The sequence below is a fragment of the Azorhizobium oxalatiphilum genome, from assembly GCF_014635325.1.
Classification (GTDB): domain Bacteria; phylum Pseudomonadota; class Alphaproteobacteria; order Rhizobiales; family Xanthobacteraceae; genus Azorhizobium; species Azorhizobium oxalatiphilum.
The window spans coordinates 403,692-422,439 of record NZ_BMCT01000004.1 but is presented as its reverse complement, the minus strand read 5'-3'; the positions used below and the strand labels follow the sequence as shown (position 1 = coordinate 422,439).

At 67.2% G+C, this 18,748-nt stretch carries 18 protein-coding genes; 1 reads left to right on the top strand and 17 read right to left on the bottom strand.

All coding sequences use genetic code 11. The annotated features are described in order from the left end of the window. Positions 1–7: 7 nt before the first annotated feature. The 5 genes from IEW24_RS16300 to IEW24_RS16280 form a co-directional block, all read right to left on the bottom strand. Positions 8–1,645, bottom strand: coding sequence for an ABC transporter ATP-binding protein (locus IEW24_RS16300; protein WP_188580479.1), 1,638 nt, complete (start codon positions 1,643–1,645; stop codon positions 8–10). A 10-nt stretch (positions 1,646–1,655) separates the two neighbouring features. Further along, entirely contained in the window at positions 1,656–2,495 is an 840-nt protein-coding gene (locus IEW24_RS16295; protein WP_188580477.1) for an ABC transporter permease, read from the bottom strand. Next, positions 2,492–3,469, bottom strand: coding sequence for an ABC transporter permease (locus IEW24_RS16290; protein ID WP_188580475.1), 978 nt, complete (start codon positions 3,467–3,469; stop codon positions 2,492–2,494). Before IEW24_RS16290 ends, IEW24_RS16295 begins: the two co-directional genes overlap by 4 nt. A gap of 264 nt (positions 3,470–3,733) precedes the next feature. After that, complete coding sequence (locus IEW24_RS16285; protein ID WP_188580473.1) at positions 3,734–5,308, bottom strand: ABC transporter substrate-binding protein; 1,575 nt, start codon at positions 5,306–5,308, stop codon at positions 3,734–3,736. A gap of 181 nt (positions 5,309–5,489) precedes the next feature. Then, the gene (locus IEW24_RS16280; RefSeq protein ID WP_188580471.1) at positions 5,490–6,899 is read right to left on the bottom strand and encodes an amidase family protein; all 1,410 of its coding nucleotides are present in this window, start codon (positions 6,897–6,899) and stop codon (positions 5,490–5,492) included. A 127-nt stretch (positions 6,900–7,026) separates the two neighbouring features. Here IEW24_RS16280 and IEW24_RS16275 point away from each other — a divergent pair, with 127 nt between their 5' ends. Beyond that, positions 7,027–7,983, top strand: a complete 957-nt coding sequence (locus IEW24_RS16275; protein WP_188580470.1) for a LysR family transcriptional regulator — start codon at positions 7,027–7,029, stop codon at positions 7,981–7,983. A gap of 17 nt (positions 7,984–8,000) precedes the next feature. Here the strand turns inward: IEW24_RS16275 and IEW24_RS16270 are convergent, their stop codons facing one another. From IEW24_RS16270 to IEW24_RS16215, 12 genes are all read right to left on the bottom strand, one after another. Further along, positions 8,001–8,495 (bottom strand): methylated-DNA--[protein]-cysteine S-methyltransferase, encoded by a 495-nt coding sequence (locus IEW24_RS16270; protein ID WP_188580468.1) that lies wholly within the window; start codon positions 8,493–8,495, stop codon positions 8,001–8,003. Between the two features lie 74 nt (positions 8,496–8,569). Next, a complete protein-coding gene (locus tag IEW24_RS16265) occupies positions 8,570–9,325 on the bottom strand; it encodes a Crp/Fnr family transcriptional regulator (protein ID WP_188580466.1) in 756 nt (251 codons plus the stop codon). Positions 9,326–9,357: 32 nt separating this feature from the next. Further along, the gene (locus tag IEW24_RS16260) at positions 9,358–11,316 is read right to left on the bottom strand and encodes a hypothetical protein (RefSeq protein WP_188580465.1); all 1,959 of its coding nucleotides are present in this window, start codon (positions 11,314–11,316) and stop codon (positions 9,358–9,360) included. A 90-nt stretch (positions 11,317–11,406) separates the two neighbouring features. Continuing rightward, entirely contained in the window at positions 11,407–11,679 is a 273-nt protein-coding gene (locus tag IEW24_RS16255) for a RebB family R body protein (RefSeq protein WP_188580463.1), read from the bottom strand. A 102-nt stretch (positions 11,680–11,781) separates the two neighbouring features. Next, positions 11,782–12,060 (bottom strand): hypothetical protein, encoded by a 279-nt coding sequence (locus tag IEW24_RS16250; RefSeq protein WP_188580460.1) that lies wholly within the window; start codon positions 12,058–12,060, stop codon positions 11,782–11,784. Between the two features lie 151 nt (positions 12,061–12,211). Beyond that, positions 12,212–12,661 carry a hypothetical protein gene (locus tag IEW24_RS16245; RefSeq protein ID WP_188580459.1) on the bottom strand — a complete coding sequence of 150 codons (450 nt, stop codon included), beginning with the start codon at positions 12,659–12,661 and terminating at the stop codon, positions 12,212–12,214. Between the two features lie 149 nt (positions 12,662–12,810). Then, positions 12,811–13,053 (bottom strand): RebB family R body protein, encoded by a 243-nt coding sequence (locus IEW24_RS16240; RefSeq protein ID WP_188580457.1) that lies wholly within the window; start codon positions 13,051–13,053, stop codon positions 12,811–12,813. Between the two features lie 293 nt (positions 13,054–13,346). After that, a complete protein-coding gene (locus IEW24_RS16235; protein WP_188580455.1) occupies positions 13,347–14,105 on the bottom strand; it encodes a DUF6925 family protein in 759 nt (252 codons plus the stop codon). Continuing rightward, positions 14,102–14,875 carry an ABC transporter ATP-binding protein gene (locus IEW24_RS16230; RefSeq protein ID WP_188580453.1) on the bottom strand — a complete coding sequence of 258 codons (774 nt, stop codon included), beginning with the start codon at positions 14,873–14,875 and terminating at the stop codon, positions 14,102–14,104. The genes IEW24_RS16235 and IEW24_RS16230 overlap by 4 nt, the downstream gene beginning before the upstream one ends. After that, positions 14,872–15,879, bottom strand: a complete 1,008-nt coding sequence (locus IEW24_RS16225; protein WP_188580451.1) for a FecCD family ABC transporter permease — start codon at positions 15,877–15,879, stop codon at positions 14,872–14,874. The genes IEW24_RS16230 and IEW24_RS16225 overlap by 4 nt, the downstream gene beginning before the upstream one ends. Next, on the bottom strand, positions 15,876–16,730 hold the full coding sequence (locus IEW24_RS16220) for an ABC transporter substrate-binding protein (protein ID WP_188580449.1): 855 nt from the start codon (positions 16,728–16,730) through the stop codon (positions 15,876–15,878). The genes IEW24_RS16225 and IEW24_RS16220 overlap by 4 nt, the downstream gene beginning before the upstream one ends. Further along, complete coding sequence (locus tag IEW24_RS16215) at positions 16,727–18,634, bottom strand: TonB-dependent receptor plug domain-containing protein (RefSeq protein WP_244644462.1); 1,908 nt, start codon at positions 18,632–18,634, stop codon at positions 16,727–16,729. The genes IEW24_RS16220 and IEW24_RS16215 overlap by 4 nt, the downstream gene beginning before the upstream one ends. Positions 18,635–18,748 lie beyond the last annotated feature (114 nt).

Here is an 18,748-nt window from a genome sequence, read left to right as displayed (position 1 = left end):
CGTTTCCTCACCCCGCCGCCTGTGCGAAGGCATCACCCTCGGCGCGGCCGGGAATGGCGGCGATGAGGCGGCGGGTGTAGTCGTGCTGCGGATTGCCGAAGACGTCCGCCGCAGGCCCCATCTCCACCACCTCGCCCTTGCGCATCACCGCCACCGTGTCGCAGATGGTGGCCGCTACCCGCAGATCATGGGTGATGAAGATCAGCGCCAGATCGAGCCGCGCCTTCAGATCCGCCAGCAGCGCCAGCACCTGCGCCTGAATGGAGACGTCCAGCGCGGACACCGCCTCATCCGCGATGATGATCTCCGGATCAAGCGCCAGGGCGCGGGCGATGCCGATGCGCTGGCGCTGGCCGCCGGAGAATTCGTGTGGAAAGCGGTCCACGGCGGAGGCGTCGAGCCCCACCATGGCCAGCAGCTCGCCCGCCTTCCGGAGCGCGTCCTTCACCGGGACGCCCGCCGCGATCGGCCCCTCGGCGATGATGCGGCCGATGCGGGTGCGCGGGTTGAGCGAGCCGTAGGGATCCTGAAACACCATTTGCATGCGCCTCCGCCACAGGCGCATCTCGCCTGCCGACTGGCCCATTGTCTCATGCCCGTCGAGCCTGATGGAGCCGCTATCGGGTTCGATCAGCCGCACGAGGCAGCGACCCAGAGTGGACTTTCCGGAACCGCTCTCGCCCACCACGCCCAGCGTCTCGCCGCGCTTCAGCTCAAAGCTCACGCCCTTCACCGCAGGCACCACGCGCGCCGGCCGGAACAGGCCGCCGCCGGAGCGGTAGGTCTTGGTGAGGTCGCGCACCGCCAGCACCACCTCCTTCGCCGGAGGCGGCGCGGCGGCACCGCGCCCGGTGGGAATGGCGGCGATGAGCGCCTGCGTATATTCGTGGCTGGGTGCGCTCAGCACCTGCGCGGCCGGGCCGGTCTCCACCACCCGCCCCTGCCGCATCACCACCACCCGGTCAGCAATATCCGCCACCACGCCGAAATCGTGGGTGATGAACATGACCGCCGTGCCGTGCTTGTGCTGGAGATCCCTGATCAGCTTGAGGATCTGTGCCTGCGTGGTCACGTCCAGCGCCGTCGTCGGCTCGTCGGCGATCAGCAGCACCGGATCGAGCGCCAGCGCCATGGCGATCACCACCCGCTGGCGCTGGCCGCCGGAGAGCTGGAACGGATAGGCGTGGATGGCCCGCTCCGGCTCGGGGATGCCCACCTCCTCCAGCAGCGCCAGCGCGCGGGCGCGGCGTTCCGGCGGGGTGAGCAGGCCGTGGGCCTCGAACACCTCCGCGATCTGCGCGCCTATGCGCATGAGCGGATCGAGCGCCGTCATGGGCTCCTGGAAGATCATGCCGATGCGCCGGCCGCGGATGCCGCGCATGGCCTCCGCATCCAGCTTCAGGAGGTCCGTACCCTCCAGCAGCGCCGCGCCTTCGGCGACGCGGGTGGCGGGCGGCAGCAGGCCCATGACCGCATTGGCGGACATGGATTTGCCCGAGCCGCTCTCGCCCACGATGGCGAGCGTCTCGCCGCGCCGGATCTCGAAACTCACATGCTCCACCGCATAGAGGCGGTCGGCCCCGGCGGGCAGCGCGATGGCGAGCTTTTCGACGGCGAGGACGGGGATGTCGGGTGTGTCGCTCATGCGCCGCGCCTCACGCCGCATCGCGGGCGGAGCGCGGATCCAGCGCTTCCGCCAGCCCCTCGCCCACGAGGTTGAGGGCGAGCACCGAGATGAGGATGGCAACGCCCGGCAGCACCGATAGCCACCACGCCTGCCGCACCACCGTGCGGGCCGCGCCCACCATGTAGCCCCACGACATCACGGAGGGATCGCCGAGTCCGAGGAAGGAGAGCGAACTCTCCAGCAGGATGGCCGAGGCCACCATGAGGGAGGCCAGCACCACGATGGGCGAGACCACGTTGGGCAGGATCTGCCGGGTGATGATGGTGAGGTCCGACTGGCCGGCGAGGATGGCCGCCTCCACATATTCGCGCTTGCGCTGGGCCATCACCTCGCCGCGCACCAGCCGCGCCACCGGCGGCCAGCCGACAATGGCGATGGCGATGATGATGGAGACGAGGCTCGGCTGGAAGATGGCCACCAGCACGATGGCGAGGGCAAAGCTCGGCACGGTCTGGAAGAATTCGGTGAAGCGCATCAGCAGATCATCCACCCAGCCGCCGAAATAGCCGGCCAGCGCGCCGATGGGCACGCCCACCGCCAGCGCCACCAGCGTGGAGACCGTGCCGATCAGCAGCGAGACGCGGGCGCCATAGGCAAGGCCGCTCGCCACATTGCGGCCGAGCGTATCGGTGCCGAGCGGGAAATTCGGGTTGGCGAAGGGCGGCAGGAAGGGCCGCTGCACCATCTTCCAGGGCGAGACCGGATAGAGGAGTGGTGCGATGAGCGCGATGATGAGCACCAGCGCAACGACGATGAGCCCGACCACTGCCGCCTTGTGGCGGCAGAAGCGCGACCAGAAGCCCTTCATGACGACACCTCGATGCGCGGGTCCACCAGCCGGTAGACGAGATCGGTGAGGATGTTGAAGACCACCACCATGGCGGCGCAGACCACGAACACGCCCAGCAGCAGATTGTAGTCGCGTTGCAGCAGCGCCTCGTACATGAGGCGGCCGATGCCGGGCCAGGCGAAGACGGTCTCGGTCATCACCGCCCCGCCCACCATCTGCCCCGCCTGCACGCCGGCCAGCGTGACCACCGGCAGCACAGCGTTGCGCAGCACATGGCGGCGCTGGATGACGCGCTCGGAAAGGCCCTTGGCGCGCAGCGTCTTCACGAAATCCTGCCGCCCCACCTCGATCATGGAGGCGCGCGTCATGCGCACATAGACGGCGGTGAAGAACAGGCCGAGCGTGACCGCCGGCAGCACCAGATGGCGGGCGACATCGAGGACGCGCTCCCAGAAATTGGCCTCCCCGCCCACCTCGCGCAGGCCGAAGGCCGGCAGCCATCCCAGCCAGACGGAGAACACCAGAACCGCCATCAGCGCCATCCAGAACAGGGGCGTGGCGTAGAAGACGAGGGCGATGGTGGTGATCAGCCGGTCAAGCGGCTTGCCCTTGTGCGCCGCCGCCCAGGCGCCGGCCGCCACGCCCACGGTGAGCGAGAACAGGAAGGCGGCACCGGTGAGCAGGAGGGTGGCCGGCAGGCGGTCCATGACGAGGTCGATCACCGGCATCTGCTGGCGATAGGAGAAGCCGAGATCGAGCCGTACCACGCCCCACAGATAGAGACCGAGCTGGGTGAGGATGGGCTGGTCGAGGCCGAACTTGGTGCGCAGCTGCTGCACGAAGGCCTCGTCGGTCGCGCCGGACTCGCCCGCCATCACCGCCGCGGGATCGCCGGGGGCGAGGTGGATCAGCACGAAATCGAACACGACGATGGCCAGCACCACGAGGATGCCCTTGGCCAGCCGCGACAGGAGAAAGCGGAAGGTCTGCATGCGCCCCGATCTGGTTGCTGGAGCTTGGGACGGGCGCATGCGCCCGATCCGGTGTCTTTGCGCGACAGGGCGAAACCAAGCCCGCCCTCTCTGCTCGCCTGACAGGTCCCCTCTCCCGCTCGCGGGGGAGGGCTAGGGAGGGGGCGCGCGAAGCGCGTGGACGCGAAGGCCGGGCGAACGGTGAGGCGTCCCCCTCCCAACCCTCCCCCGCAAGCGGGAGAGGGCTTTGCGTTGCTCTCCGGTCGAGCCGATCCCCCAAAAACCTCACTCGATCCAGGCGTCCTTGAAGCCGTCATTCACGCCGATGCCGGTGGTGATGAGGTTCTTCACGTTGCAATGGGTGATGGTGGGGAACTTCAGGTCGATCAGCCACGCATAGACCGCATCCTCGCTGAGCTTCTTCTGCACGGCGGAATAGATGGTCTGGCGGGCGCTGTCGGGGAAGGCGGTGGCGCCGTCGGCGAACAGCTTGTCCACCTCGGGATTGGAATAGCCGCCCACGTTATTGAACGGCGAACCATGAGCGATGTTCGACGACACATAGGCGCGCGAGACGCCCAGCGCCGGATCGCCATACTGGTAGAGGAAGGTGATGGAGATATCGAAATCCCAGTCGCCCAGCTTCTTGTTCCAGCCGGCGACATCGGTGTTCACCATGTCCACCTTGATGCCCACGTCCTCAAGGTTCTGCTTGATGGCCTCGGCCCAGCGCAGCCAGGTCTCGCCATAGGGCATGGGGGTGAAGCGCACCGTCTCGCCCTTGTAACCCATCTCCTTCAGGAGCGCCTTGGCCTTGGCGGGATCATAGGGATACTTCACCAGCGCCTTCTCATCGCGGAAGGCGGTGGACTGCGCGAACGGGCCGGTGGAGACGGAACCGAGGCCGTTCCACAGCGCCTCGCGGGCGAAGTCGCGGTCGATGGCGTAGGACACCGCCTTGCGGAAGCGCACGTCGGCGGTCAGGCCGCCGCGATGGTTGAACCACAGCCACGACTGTGGGGCGAGGAACTCCCAGCCCTTGTCGGTGATGCAGGCATTCTTGGTCTTGGCGAGGCGCGGTACATCGAAATTCTCCACCGAGCCGCCGGGCAGAATATCCACCTTGCCGGTTTCGAAGGCCACCGAGCGCGCCGCCGCATCCGGGATCACATGCCAGTAGATCTCGTCGAGATGCGGCTTACCCTTCTCGTAATAATCCGGGTTCTTCACCAGCTTGATGAACGCGCCCTTCGACCATTCGGCGAACTTGAACGGACCGGTACCGATGGGCGTATTGTTCGCCGGATTGGTGAGGAAGTCCGTGCCCTCATAGATGTGCTTGGGCACGATGGGCATGGTGCCCACCTCGAACATGCGGATGAAGGGGCCGAAGGGCTGCTTCAGCTGGAACACCACCGTCTCGTCGTCGGGCGCTATGATGGTGTCCACATAGGCCAGCGAGGCGCGGGTGCGCGGGTTGGTCTTGCGGAGGAAGACGTCGGCGGTGAACACCACGTCGGCGGCGGTGAAGGGCTTGCCGTCATGCCACTTCACGCCCTTCTGGAGCTTGAAGGTGTAGGTCTTGCCGTCCTCGGAAATGGTCCAGGAGGTGGCGAGCTGGCCCTTGGGATTCAGCTTCTCGTCATAGCGCAGCAGGCCCTCGTAGATATTGCCCGACACCATCTGGGTGGGTGCATTCTGGAGAATGCCGAGCATGAGGCCCGGCGGTTCGGGCTGGATCACCACATTGGCGCGCCCGCCCTCCTTGGGCTGCTGCGCCAGCGCCGCGCCGGGCAGCGCGGCCAGCGCCAGAAAAGCGGAAATGGACGGAACGAGGAGGCGTCGGAGTTGTCCTGTCATCACGGCCGGTTCCCCTTTGCAAAAGGTAGAGGTCGATAAGCATCTGAACAAAAGCGGGTCGAAATGATCGGTCGGCAAGATCGCGCACGGCGGCCGAATGGCGCCGCGGGATGGCGCCTGAAGCGTTTGGTAGAGACTGTCTTGCGGCTCGGATCGCAGGGCAATCAAAGCCGGACATGCTCTAGCGCCCCGCCCCCTTGAGCATCTCCTCCAGCACCATGGCGGCGGCGAGAACCGCACCGTCCGCGCCACGCGCGCCGATGATCTGGAAGGCACGCGGCAGGCCGCCCTCGGTCGGGGCGAGCTGCACGATGGCGCCGGGATGCTGGCTGAGATTGAGCGGGAAAGAAAAGCCTGCCCACAGGTGCCAATACTTCAGCCCCGAGCCTTCCGGCACCAGATCGCCCGCCCTGAACGGCAGGACCGGCACGCCGGGGGAAACGATGAAATCATAACGCGCCAGCAACTGGTCCATGGCGGCGCCGAAGGCGGTCCGCTCCATCCCGGCGGTGACGAGATCCAGCGCCGAGAAGCTCGCACCCACATCCGCGATCGCGAGGAAGCCGGGATCGAGCCCCGCCCATTTCGCCTCCGGCACCAGCGTGCGCCGCTTTGCGGCGCCGGAGAACCAGTGCTTCTCGAAAATGTCCGTCACCCGGTCAGCGAAGGGTAAAGCGATCTCTTCAAGGATGGCACCCTGTGCCTCCAGCTCCTTCAAGGCCGCCGCGAAGGCGGCCGCGATGGGCGCCTCCACCGTTCCGCAGGGCGGGGTCGCCCAGACGCCGATGCGCGCGCCCTTCGGAAAGTCCTGTGTCACCCCCGCATCGAGGGAGGCCAGCACGCCCTCGCCCTGCGCCCAGTCGGCCTTGTCGCGGCCGGACATGGCCTTGAGCATGGGCACAAGATCAGCCGCATGACGCGCCATGGGGCCGATGTGGGCCACGGTGCCGAAAGCGCTGGGTGGATTGGCGGCCACGCGCCCGAAGGTGGGCTTCAGCCCGGCAATGCCGGAAAAGCTCGCCGGCACGCGGATGGAGCCGCCGCCGTCCGTGCCCAGATGCAGCACGCCCGCGCCCGCCGCCGCAGCCGCGGCCGCGCCACCGGAGGAACCGCCGGGCGTGCGCGCGGGATCATGCGGGTTGCGGGTGATGCCGAAGGCGCTGCTGTCGGTGACGGCCTTCCAGCCGAATTCCGGCGAGGTGGTGAGGCCGATGAATACCGCCCCCGCCTCGCGCAGGCCCCGCACCGAGGGGGCATCCTGCGTGTAAGGCGCATCCGGCGTGGTGGCGCTGCCGTAGCGCACCGACCAGTCCCTCACCCACACGATATCCTTCAGCGTCGTGGGAATACCGTCGATGGGCGAGAGCGGGGCCCCTGCCCGCCAGCGCGCCTCGGAGGCCTTTGCCGCCGCGCGGGCGCCCTCGTGGTCGATGGAAACGAAGGCATTGAGCAGCGGATTAATCTCTTCCGCCCGCTTCAGCGCCGCCTCGCACACCTCCACCGGAGAGCGCCCCCCGCTGGCATAGGCCAGAGCCAGCGCCGCGACCTGCGGACCTTCATCGGGTGTAACCAGCGGCGGCGAGACGCTCATACAGACACTCCTGCTCGAAAAACAAGCATGCGATGAAGATGCATTGTTCGCGGGCAGAATGGCCTTCCCGGCCGCTTTCACAAAATGTATATATTGGCATCACTTCTTCTATTTTATGGAGGAATGAGTGGCCCTCTCCCTGCGCCAGATCCGCTACGTGGCGGAAGTCGCACGCCTTGGCTCCATTCAGGCGGCGGCGCGCGAACTTTCGATTTCCCAGTCCTCGATCCTTGCCGCCATTGATCTGGCGGAGGCGGAGATCGGGGCGCGCATGTTCACCCGCCGCCCCTCGCAGGGCATGCGCACCACCCCCGCCGGCGAGCGCTTCATCGCCGCCGCGCGCGGCCTGCTGGCGGCGGAAACCGAGTTCGTGCGACAGATCGGCTCACTGGGCGAAGGGCCGCCGCGCGGCATCCGCCTCGGCTGCTTCCAGCCCTTCGGGCCGCTGTTCATGCCGGAGGTGCTGCGCCGCCTCGTCGCCCGCACCGGTCCCATGGACATCAGCCTGCTGGAGGCCGACCAGCTGGAGCTGCGCGAATGGCTGGACACGGGCCGCATCGACGCCGCCGTGACCTATGAGATGGGGCCGCCCTTTCATGGCGACATCACCCGCATCTGCCGCATGCCCGCCCATGTGCTGATGCGCTCCGACGATCCGCTGGCGGCGCTGGATGCAGTGCCGCTCTCGGCTCTTGCCGAGCGCTCGCTCATCCTGCTGGATCTGCCGCAGACCGGCGGCTACCTCTCCTCCATCATCGACATGTCCGGCCTCGGGCGGCGCATCGGTTTTCGCACCCGCACCTATGAGACGGTGCGCACGGCGGTGGCGGCGGGCTTCGGCCTCGCCATCCTCAACATGCGCCCCATATCGCCCATCATGGTAGACGAGCCGGTGCTCTGCCGCCGCCCCATTGCCGATCCCCTGCCACCGCCGACGCTGATCGTGGTGGACCCCTATGGCGACAGCAAGCCACGCTTCCTCATGGATTTCATCGCCGAGATGCACGCCCTCTTCCGCACCCTCGGCCCGCAGAAATTCGCGGTAGCGCGGCCGGACGAGGAACCGATCCTGCTGGATGTGTGAGGGAAAGCGCAGGCCGCTCAGAGCAGCCGTTGCTGCCAGCCTTCCAGCTCCAGCAGGAAGCGCTTGGCCTCCAGCCCACCGGCAAAGCCGGTGAGCGAGCCGTTGGCGCCGATGGCGCGATGGCAGGGAGCGATGATGGAGACCGGGTTGCGGCCATTGGCAGCGCCCACCGCCCGCGAGCCCTTGGGACTGCCCACCTGCGCGGCGAGCTGGCCATAGCTGCGCGTCTCGCCGAAGGGGATGGTCAGCAGCGCTTGCCACACCGCCTTCTGGAAGGGCGTGCCGGTCATATCCAGCGGCACGTCGAATACCCTGCGCCGCCCGGCGAAATATTCGTCCAGCTGGGCATGGGTCCGCTCCAGCACCTCATGGTCCCCGGCCGCACACAGGGGGCCGAGCGGCACGCGGGCGGGATCGTCATTCTCCCACAGGATCGCCGCCAACCCGCGCGCGCCGGCCACCAGCGTGAGCTGCCCGACGGGCGAAGCGATGATCTTGCTGGCGTGACTCATGGCGGCATCTCCCGGCAGGGCGCGACTATGCCAGATAAGTCTCATCATGCCGACCGCAAGCGCCCTCCCCGGCATCAGCGCCCGGAGCGGAACAGGCCCTCGACGGACTGGATATGGATTTCCTGTCGCCGGGTCTCGATCACCCCGCGCCGGGCGAGCCCCATCATGGCGCGGGACACCACCTCGCGGGTGGTCCCCAGCATGGAGGCCAGCTCCGCATGGGTGGGGGCCGGGCGCACGGTGCCGCCGTCCCGCAACTGATCCGCCTCCAGCGCCAGCTTCTGGATGGTCCGGCACAGCCGCGCCTCCAGCTTCAGCGTGGCGGCCTCGAAGCTGAGCGTGGCGAGCACCCCGATGCGCACCGCCATCTCATCGATCAGCCGGCGGCTGATGGAGGGGTGCCCCTCCATGGCGGCACAGAAATCGCTGGCCGGCAGCGCCCACACCGTGGAACGCCGTGTGGCCGTCACCTCCATCTCGCTGGCGCGGCCGTGCACCAGCGCGCTCTCGCCGAAGAATGTGCCCGCATTGAGCTGGCACAGCGCGAACATCAGCCCGCTGGCGGCCGTCTTGCGGCAGGCGAACTGGCCGGAGGCGATGAGGAAGATGAGGTCGGGCACCTCGCCTTCCGCCAGCGCCACCTCGTCGCGCACGAAGGTCATCATGCGGCCGCGCACAAAGATGCGCGCCCGGTCTTCCGCGGAAATGCCCCTGAACAGGCTCATCTCGGTGATGACGGGCGGCGGGCCACCCTTGCCGGTCGCGGGGGCAAAGGGAGGGTATCCGCCGCCCGCGCCCCGCGCGGGGGCGTTGGTGGTTTGCGCTCTCATGATCGATCCGTGTTCCCGGAATGTGGCTGGTGTCAGCCCCGTCGGCCGAGCTGGGATGGATGCTTGAAGGCGTGCCGGGTTCCCAGCAGCAGGGCCTTGCGGATGCGCCGGTTGGTCGCCTTGGGCAACACGGCACGCGCGGGGCGGGCCGGTTCCGGCGGTGCGGGAGGGGGCGGCACGGGGGGCACGGACGGGTGCGTGTCCGCCTCCGGCACGGCCGGCGGTGGCGCGGCCTCTGCCCCGGGCGGAGGCAATGCTTCCGGTGCGGGGGCCGGCGTCACGGCTCCTGGGCCTGCCGCTCCGACCGGAGCTGGCGGCGCACCTCCCGCGCCAGCCGGTGGATCCGGCTGCGGACCCAGTGGCGGCTTCCGTTCCACAACAGGTTGCGGGGCCGGGGCAGCGGGTGGCGGGGCGACGGCAGACGGTGCAGCGGAACGCGCATTGTCGTTTCCTCCCGACTGGGCAACAAGGTTCAGCCCCTCGCGGCGCGGCAGGGAGAAGCGCTGGGAGGCATCGACCAGACGACTGGAGAAGCAGTCCGCCGCCAGGCGATAGCGCAGGATGGTCTTCTCATTCTGCAGTCCCACACCATAGGTGCTCTGCCCGGCATCGGACACCGCCATGGGCTCGACCGTCACCGTGGGATCGAACCGCGAGACCACCTCGCCCGAGGCCGGCAGATAGGCGCTGCTGGGCACCTGCATGATCCGCAGCTCAATGCCGCCGACGCGCCCTCTCTCCGAGACCGGACCGGCCGAGATGCCGCGATAATTGATCGTATCATCAATATCGTAATAATAGGTGGTGGAGATGGTCAGATGCCTTGGAACGGCGGGAAAGCTCGGAAACAGATCGACGGGATATCCGTTTATCTTTCTGTATATTTCCCCATCCACATCGAATGACGAATCCACCATCCCCTCGCACATGTAACAGGGCAGAAGGGAGCTGAACAAAAAGATCTGCGCTCCGCCATCCACTGCACCGAACAGGTCCCGCGCGGACTTCAGGGTCCGCTGACGGTTGAACCCTGCCACCAGATGTTCGTTCGAATGCTCCTGCTCCTGCACAATAGTGGCGATATAGGAGAGGAAGTTCAGCAACAGGGGCACCTTAACCTCGGCATGGGAGGCCCGGTTACGGTTCTTGTTGTTCGGAGACAGCATCAACCGGCGAACCACCCTGAGATCCGATACCTCCCTCCCTCCCCCTTCCCCAGCAGTCAGGAACAGGCCGGAACCGATATTGTAGGAAGCAGCTGCCTTGTCATCCGCATCGTATCTGTTCCATCGCGCGACGATGCCGGCCAGCACCTCCGCAAACGCATCGCCGTGGGACAACGGCGCGACCAGGCCCTCCGTGGCAAGATAGAGCTGCGCCAGCAGGGGCTTTCCGCTATCGTCCACGGTAAAGTCGGCATTCATGGATCTCAGCAACCTGCCGTAGATGGACTGGCCTTCCTGCCCTTCCGCCAGCCCATCCCAACGCCTGAGATCGATACAGCGGCGACCTTCCACGGCCGGATGGCGATCGACGCCATCGCGAATGAAGAAGGTGCCCGAGGCCCTGTCGAGGCCAATCGCGCTGAAGGTGAGATCCTCAGCTATATAATTCATGACACTGATATATCGGCCGTTCTGAACGCCGATTTCATTGTCGCACAAATATACGAACGGCAACGTCGAATAAGATATGTACTTTTTGTAGGCGGATTTGAAATCATTTATAATAATATGATTTAATGTAACCGACGCCGCAGACTGGCCGACGACGACATTCGTTCGACCATCATACTGGAGCTTATTCTTGATCAGGATGAGCAGAACGGACATCAGATTCGGAAATACGCCGTATGGCGCGTAGGTCTCAGCGTCAAACGCACCTTTCGAGAAGCCGATGTAGAGCGTCTCGCTTCTCTGCGATTGATCGGCATCCACGATCCACTTGCACGTGATGCATGCGCCGACGAAACCGGTTGCCGTGACGTCCATTGTCCCCTCCTGCCCTGCCTGTACCTGAAAGCCGGCGCGCGGCGCGGCTCGAAACGGGACGGGGCCCGCCGTGGCGGGCCCCGTCTGTCATCAGGTGGCCTGCGAGCCCTGCAGCATCTGCACCACCGCGATGGCGTCGGAGATTGTGTCGATGCTGTAGATCTGCATCACGCCCTGCGTCGTCGCCGCCTGCGCCAGAATGTTCTGGTTGTTCTGGGTGGTGACGGCATTGGCGAACATGAGGCCGGTGGAATGGGCGGCGGTCTGGTAGAGCGAACCCATGGCCATGGCGGGGGCCTCGGCCACCACCTTCACGTTCGCCTGGGTGACGGCATCGGTAATCTGGGGCGACACGGTCGACATGATCTTTCTCCTGCTTCTAAGGTTGGTCTTCGGGTAGCCTTCAGCTGCCATTCCTGTGGTCCTTTCGCGAATGACTGCGGAAGTTCGGGAGCTGACGAAGCATCAGCTCAATTTCATCTTGCGCATGCGGCGGATGAACCGCGCCTCGCTGGATTTCACGCGCTGGGCGAGGCTCATCTGCAATTCCTGCATCCGCCGGGACGCCTCTTCCTGCAGCATGCGGGTGATCTCCTCCGGCGCACCGGAGAGCGCCTCCGCCTCTTCGGCCGTCATCTGCCCGCCGCTCCCGCCCTCAGCCGCGGCCGTGTCGGCGCCGGCTACGGCGGCGGGTTTCTGCGTGAGCTTGGCCAGTTCGCCCAGCAGGGGGCGCAGCTCGGCCATGACCTTGTCCGTGACCGTCTGCTCAATGCGTGCGATATCCGCCGGGGTGATGGTTGCCTGCGCCGCAGCTGCGGCGGGGACGACGGCAGCGACAGCGGGCCGGACCCGGCGCCGGTTCACGACATTTCCATTGGCCGCCACGGGCACCTCCTCAGAGCTTGGAAAAGGCTGCGGCCACCGTGGCTGCGCCGGTCATGAAGGCGACGGTCTGGGCCTGCGAGTTCGCAACTTCGGTCAGCAATTTCGCCCCGGCGGGATTTTCCTCGGCGACCAGAGCGAGCGCCTTGCCGTTGGCGGCCATGTAGATCTGCTCCATGCTCTGCATGAAGGTGCGGGCGTCCTCGCCAATCATGGACACCACCTGGCCGATGGCCGCGCCGCTGAAGCCCTGGACGGTCGCATCGGGGGTGACTTCCGCCGTCAGGCCCAGCATGGTCTGGAACAGCGTGGTGGGATCGGCCGGATTGGTGCCGGCGGCCGCATCGGCGCTGGCTTCGGCCCCGCCCACCGCATCGTCCCCCGCCCCGGTCGCGCCCGGCGCCCCATCTGCGGCCGGCGCCGCAGTTGCCTCACTTCTCTTCAGGAAGTCCATAAAGGCCATGTGTCAGTTCTCCGCATCCCGCAGCCATCCTGCGTCGGGCCAAAGCACGTCCGGTTTGGATTTCGCCGCAATCCAAACCGGACGTGCTCCATCAAAGTGTCAGGGGCGGTTTCACGGTTCGGATTGATTCAAGCTGAACCGATCCGGCGCTAGCTGGTGGAAAGCTTCTTCAGCGCGTTGGCCACGATGGTGGGGTTCAGCGCATTCAGGTTGTGCTGGTTCGAGGCAGCGTTCTGCATGGTCAGGGAGTAGGCCTGCCCGGCCGCCTGATAGAACATACTGAGGGCCACGGTGGGCGCGCTCGCCAGTACGTTGGCGCCGGTCACGGCCAAGCTGTCGGTGATGGCGCTATTGACCTGTCCGCTCGGGGAACCGGGCCCTTTGATCGACATGTGGCGACACCCTGATGTCCGGAGCGACTGCACCGCGCAGCCGGTATCCATGGGTGCACCATATCCAGACACAACCAGAGGTTAAGTAACAATTGTCACAGTTGCATCGACTTTTAAATATGCCTTGCGATATATATCAAACAACTGCGGCGTAAGGGCAAATTTTTGGGTTCGGCGTTATTATCAGGCCGAACCCAAATTCAACCCTAACTATGTCAGGTTGCATATCTTGCACTGTAAATGACGATGACAACTCTGCAGCGCGCCGTTGCGCGCGCAGAAAGAACCGCGCTTCAAAGAACCTGTTCGTGCCCGTCCATGGGCGGGCCGGCGGGGTGCAGGCTGAAGCAGACCGCAAGGCCGTCCGGTATGGGCAGGTTGGCCGCATGGCCGCGCCCATGGGCCAGCAGCTTCGGCAGCAGATGGGTGTGTGGCCCATCCGGGCTGCGGCCATCCGGCGGCGGGATGGGCTGGAACACCTCGATGCGGCCGAGCGCGGAACAGAACACCCGGTGCGGCCCCGCCGCCGCGATGGCGCCGAACAGATCAGGCCGCGCGAACAGGCTTTCGCCCTCCGCAGACTTCAGCCTGTCGGCAAGGGCCGGATCGGTGATGCGGATGCAGGCATCCAGTGTCGGGGTGCCGAGGCCGATGTCGAACAATTCCCCGCCCCGATCCTGCGCCCGCACCGCCGCCGTGTCCGGCCCCAGCGCGCGCAGGCCCGTACAGACGGATAGCCGCGCCTGCGCGTCCGGCAGGCATAGCGCGATGCCGCGCTGGCGCCGCTCCGCATGGCGCGAGGGCGTGGTGTAATCCACCCAGCGCACGCCGGGCCGCGTTTGCAGCCGCAGGGCGCCCCGCCCCGTCGCCACCTCCAGATGCGCCGCCGTCCGGCCGATATGCGCGGGCTCATCTGGTCCGCGCACGAACTCCGCCACCGCGCCGAACACGCCAAGGCTCCAGCCCGTGGTCACATCCCGTGCCTGCTGCTCGGTACGATCCAGCAGATCGGCCGGCATCGGAGTATCTATCCGTACATCGTCCGCGCTCATGGTCCGCCGTCCTCGATACGCCGCCAGGGCAGGATGAAAGGTTCGCCTTCCTGCATGCCGGCCACCACCTCCACGCCATAGGCGGCAGCCACATGGCCGGGGGTGAGCACCTCCATCGGGGCACCGATGGCATGCAGGCGGCCCGCCGCCAGCAATGCGAGGCGATCGCAGAAGCGGGCCGCCAGCGTCAGATCATGGAGCACCACCACAACGGTGGTGCCGCCGCGCGCCACATCCCGCAACAGTTCCATCACGTCGAGCTGGTGGGCGGGATCGAGCGCGGCGATGGGCTCGTCCGCCAGCAGCGCCCGCCCCTCTACCGCCAGCGCGCGGGCCAGCAGCACGCGCATGCGCTCGCCGCCGGAGAGCGTGCCGGTGGTCCGCCCGGCGAAGGGCAGCACCTCTGCCCGCTCCATGGCGCGATGGATGGCGGCGGTGTCGGTGGCGGCATCGGAGCGGTGCGGCAGGCGGCCGAGCGCCACCACCTCCTCCACCTTGAGCGGCCAGTGGATGGCGCCGTTCTGCGCCAGATAGGCCACCTGCCGGCCCAGCGCGGCGCGGCCGATCCCGGCGGCGCTGCGGCCGTCATAGCGCACCGTGCCGGCCTCGGGCGCGTCCAGCCCGGCGAGCAGGCGCAGCAGCGTGGTCTTGCCCGCGCCGTTGGCGCCGAGCAGCCCCAGCACCTCGCCGGGCCGCGCCTCCAGCGAGACGTCGTGCAGCACCGTGCGCGGGCCGCGCCGGACGGTGATGTTGGTGGCGGAGAGGATCATTCCGCCTCCCGCCGCAGGCGCCAGAGCAGCGCGAGGAAGAAGGGTGCGCCGATCAGCGCCGTGACCACGCCGAGCTTCAATTCGGGGCGGATGGGCGCGAGGCGCACGGCGCAGTCGGCGGCCAGCGTCAGAGCCGCCCCGCCGAACCCGCTCGCCAGCAGCAGCCGGCCGGGCCGGTGGCCCACCAGCGGGCGCAGGAGATGCGGCACCACGAGGCCCACGAAGCCGATGGCCCCCGCCACCGCCACGCTCGCCCCCACCGCCGCCGCCGCGCCGCCGGTGGCGCTCAAACGCAGCCCCTTCAGGGATATGCCCATGCTTGCCGCAGTGTCCTCGCCCAGCGTCAGAGCATCGAGCCCGTGCCCGATGCGCAGCATCAGCACCCAGCCGAGCGCCATGAAGGGCAAGGCCAGCGCCACATGATCGAGGCTGCGGTCGGCCAGCGAGCCCATGAGCCAGAACACGATCTCCAGCGTGGCATAGGGGCTGGGCGACAGGTTGAGCGCCAGCGCGGTGAGCGCCCCCGCAAGGCTGTTGAGCGCCACGCCCGCGAGGATCAGCAGGCTGGTGCCCGTGCCGTTGCGGGCCAGCGCCAGCAGCAATGCGGTGGCGATGGCCGCGCCCGCAAGCCCGCCCAGCGGCAGGGCCAGAGCGAATACGTTGGCCAGGCCGGAATAGAAGGCCAGCACCGCCCCCAGCGCCGCCGCGCCGGAAACGCCCACGATGCCCGGATCGGCGAGCGGATTGCGCATCAGCCCCTGCATGGCCGCCCCCGTCAGACCCAGGCTGAAGCCCACCGCCGCCCCCAGCAGCGCGCGCGGCAGGCGCAGCTGAAGCAGCACCAAGGCCCCCAGCGTGTCGCGACCGTGGATGAGATCGGAAAGCGCCCCGCCCACGTCGAGCGGCGCATAGCCGATGAGCAGCGAGGCGACGAACAGCACCAGCACCAGCGCACCGAGGCTGCCGATGAGCAGGCGTTGCGAGGGCGCGTGAAAGCGGCTCACGGCTTCGCCTCCCGCGCGCCGGCAGCCAGAATGGCCGCCGCCTGCGCCAGCTCCGGCCCGGCACAGGCCCACAGGCGGCCCGGCACGGAAATCTTGCGGGCCGGCATGGCGGCAAGGGCGGGATGGCGCAGCACCTCCTGCGCCAGCGAGGGCGGCGCGCCGGGCTCGGCGTCGGTGATCAGCACGTCCGGCCGCGCGATGACGATTTGCTCAACGGAGAGCTGCCCCATGCGGTCGGCGGGGTTGCGGCCGGCGATATTGTCGAGGCCGGCGCGGGTCATCACCGCGTCCACCATGGAGCCGCCGCCGGCCGTGAAGCCGTTGGGGCGAACTACTACGGCGGTGGGCCTGTTGGCGGGAACCGGCGGCAGGCGCGCGAAATCGGCCAGCAGGTCAGAGGCGAGCCGTTCGCCGCGCGCTGGCTCGCCGATGCGCTCGGCCACGGTGCGGATCTGCGCGGCGGCCTCTTCCGGCGAATGTGCGATGCCGATCTCCAGCAGCGGCACGCCGAGCTTCTTCAGCAGCGAAACCGTGTTGCGGGTGGTGAAGACACCGGCGATGACGAGATCGGGCTTCAGGGGCACGATCTCCTCGGCCAGCCCGTGATTGATGGGGATGCCCGCCGCCTCCCGCGCCACGGTCGAACCGCGCGCATCACGGGCCAGATAGGTCAGCGAGGCGATGGCATCGCGATCCGCCAGATGCACCAGCAGTTCATCGGCGCACAGGTTCAGGGAGACGATGCGCTGCGGCTTCGCCACCGGCGCTTGCGCCGGCGCAGCCGTGCTCGCGGCGACCAGACCGGCCACCGCGAGCACGAGAGACGGGATACGTCGGCGCGGAATGCTCAATAGGTCAGCCTTATGCCGCCGAAGGCACCGAGACCCGTGGCGAGGAAGCCGTTGGGATTCTCGTAGCGCTCGTCGAACAGGTTGTCGATGCGGCCGAATACGGTGGCATTCTGGTTGAGCTGATAATTGGCCGCCAGATTGACCACCGTGTAGCCCGGCTGGTCCACATAGTCGGAGGTGAAGCGCACGATATCCCACCAGGAGGACACATAGACGAGGCTGGCCGACAGGGTCAGCGGGTCGATGGGCTTCCAGTCGGCGGTGATGCTGAACTTGTTGTTGGGCCGGCGCAGCAGCGTGCAGGTGGTGTCGCTGAGCGGCGCGCAGGAAGCGCCGAAGGGCGCATCCACCGGCAGATAGCCGATGGCATCGGTGTAGGTGTAGTCGAACCGCATGTTGAGCCGGTCCGTCACCGCCACCGCCACGAAGGCTTCCACGCCCTGCGTGCGGGCGCTGGAGACGTTGATGTTCACGTAAGTGGCCGGGTCGTAGCTGATGAGGTTGGTGATGTCGTTGTGGAACCAGGTGGCGCCGAAGCTCACCCGCCCGCCGAACACCTGCTGCTCGAAGCCGATGTCATAACCCTCGCTCTCCTCCGGCTTCAGCTCCGCATTGCCGTAATAGGGCGCATAGAGCTGATAGAGGCTCGGCGCCTTGAAGCCGGTGCCGTAGCTGGCCTTCAGCTTGGTGCCAGTCTCGGGAATGAGAAAGGCCGGCGCGATGCGCCACGTGGCATGGCTGCCGAAGCTGTCGTCATCGTCATTGCGCACGTTGGCGGCGAGGAAGAAGCGATCCCCCAGCGCCAATTGCAGCTCCGCATAGACGCCGGTACTGCCGGTGTTGGCGGTCAGTTCCGAATAGGCGGTGGAGGAGGTCATGCTCTCCTCCTTCCGCTCCACGCCCACCAGCAGGCTCTGGCCGGGCAGGAAGGTGATGTTGGAGCGCGCATAATAGGTCTGGCGGTCGCCGTCATAGGTGCCGTTGACGTCTTCGTTCGGCCCCACCGTGGGCCGCGAGAGATCGACCGCGCTCACCCCGAAGGTGCTCACCAGATTGCCGTCGAGCGCCGTCCACACGCCCTCGCCCTTGGTGATGAACTGGCGGGCGAAGGAGGTGCTGCGCTCGAGCGCCGGCAAGCCTTCATAGAAAGGCGGCGGGTAGATGTCCGGCGTGTAGCCGAGCTGGGAGGACGTGTAGCGGGCGATGAAATTGACCGCGAAACTGTCCGAGAGCTGGCCGTCGAGCCGGGTGGAATAGGTCCAGTTGTCGTATGTGTTGGGGTTCAGCGGCCAGCCGGCCGGCGCGATGTTCGCGGGCGTCACCGGCGTGTCGCTGGAGGAATAGTGCGCCACGTTGAAGGCATAGGAGAGCTGGTGGGCGGAGCCGCTCACGCCCACGGCCTGATTGAAGGTGCCGAAGGAGCCACCCTCCACCATCCCCGTGAAGCGGGCCGGCCCCTCCCCCTTCTTCGTGGTGACGGAGATGACGCCGCCGATGGCATCCGAGCCGTAAAGGCCGCTCTGCGGGCCGCGCAGCACCTCGATGCGCGCCACGTCGGCGGTGAGCAGCTGGCCGAAATCGAAGGCGCCGTTGGGGGTGGAGGGATCGCTCGCCTCCACGCCGTCGATGAGCACCTTCACCTGATTGGAATTGGTGCCGCGGATGAAGACGGACGTCTGCCCGCCCGGCCCGCCGGTCTGCACCACATTGAGGCCGGGCACGGTCTTCAGCGCGTCCGGCACGGTGCGCAGTTGGGCCCGCTCCAGTTGATCGGCGGTAATGACCGTGACCGAGCTGCCCACATGTTCGGCGGGCGTCGGCGTACCGGTGGCGCTCACCACCACGTCGGGCAGCGCAAGCGCCGCAGCCTCCTGCGCGCGGGCAGAGCCGGCGCAGGCGATCATTGCAACCGTGGCGAGAAGGGAGAGACGGAAAACGGGAACCGGGCGCGCAGCAATAGCGCGGTGAAAATGCAACATAAGACCCTCGGGCGGGACGCCTGTGGCACGTCACCGCGA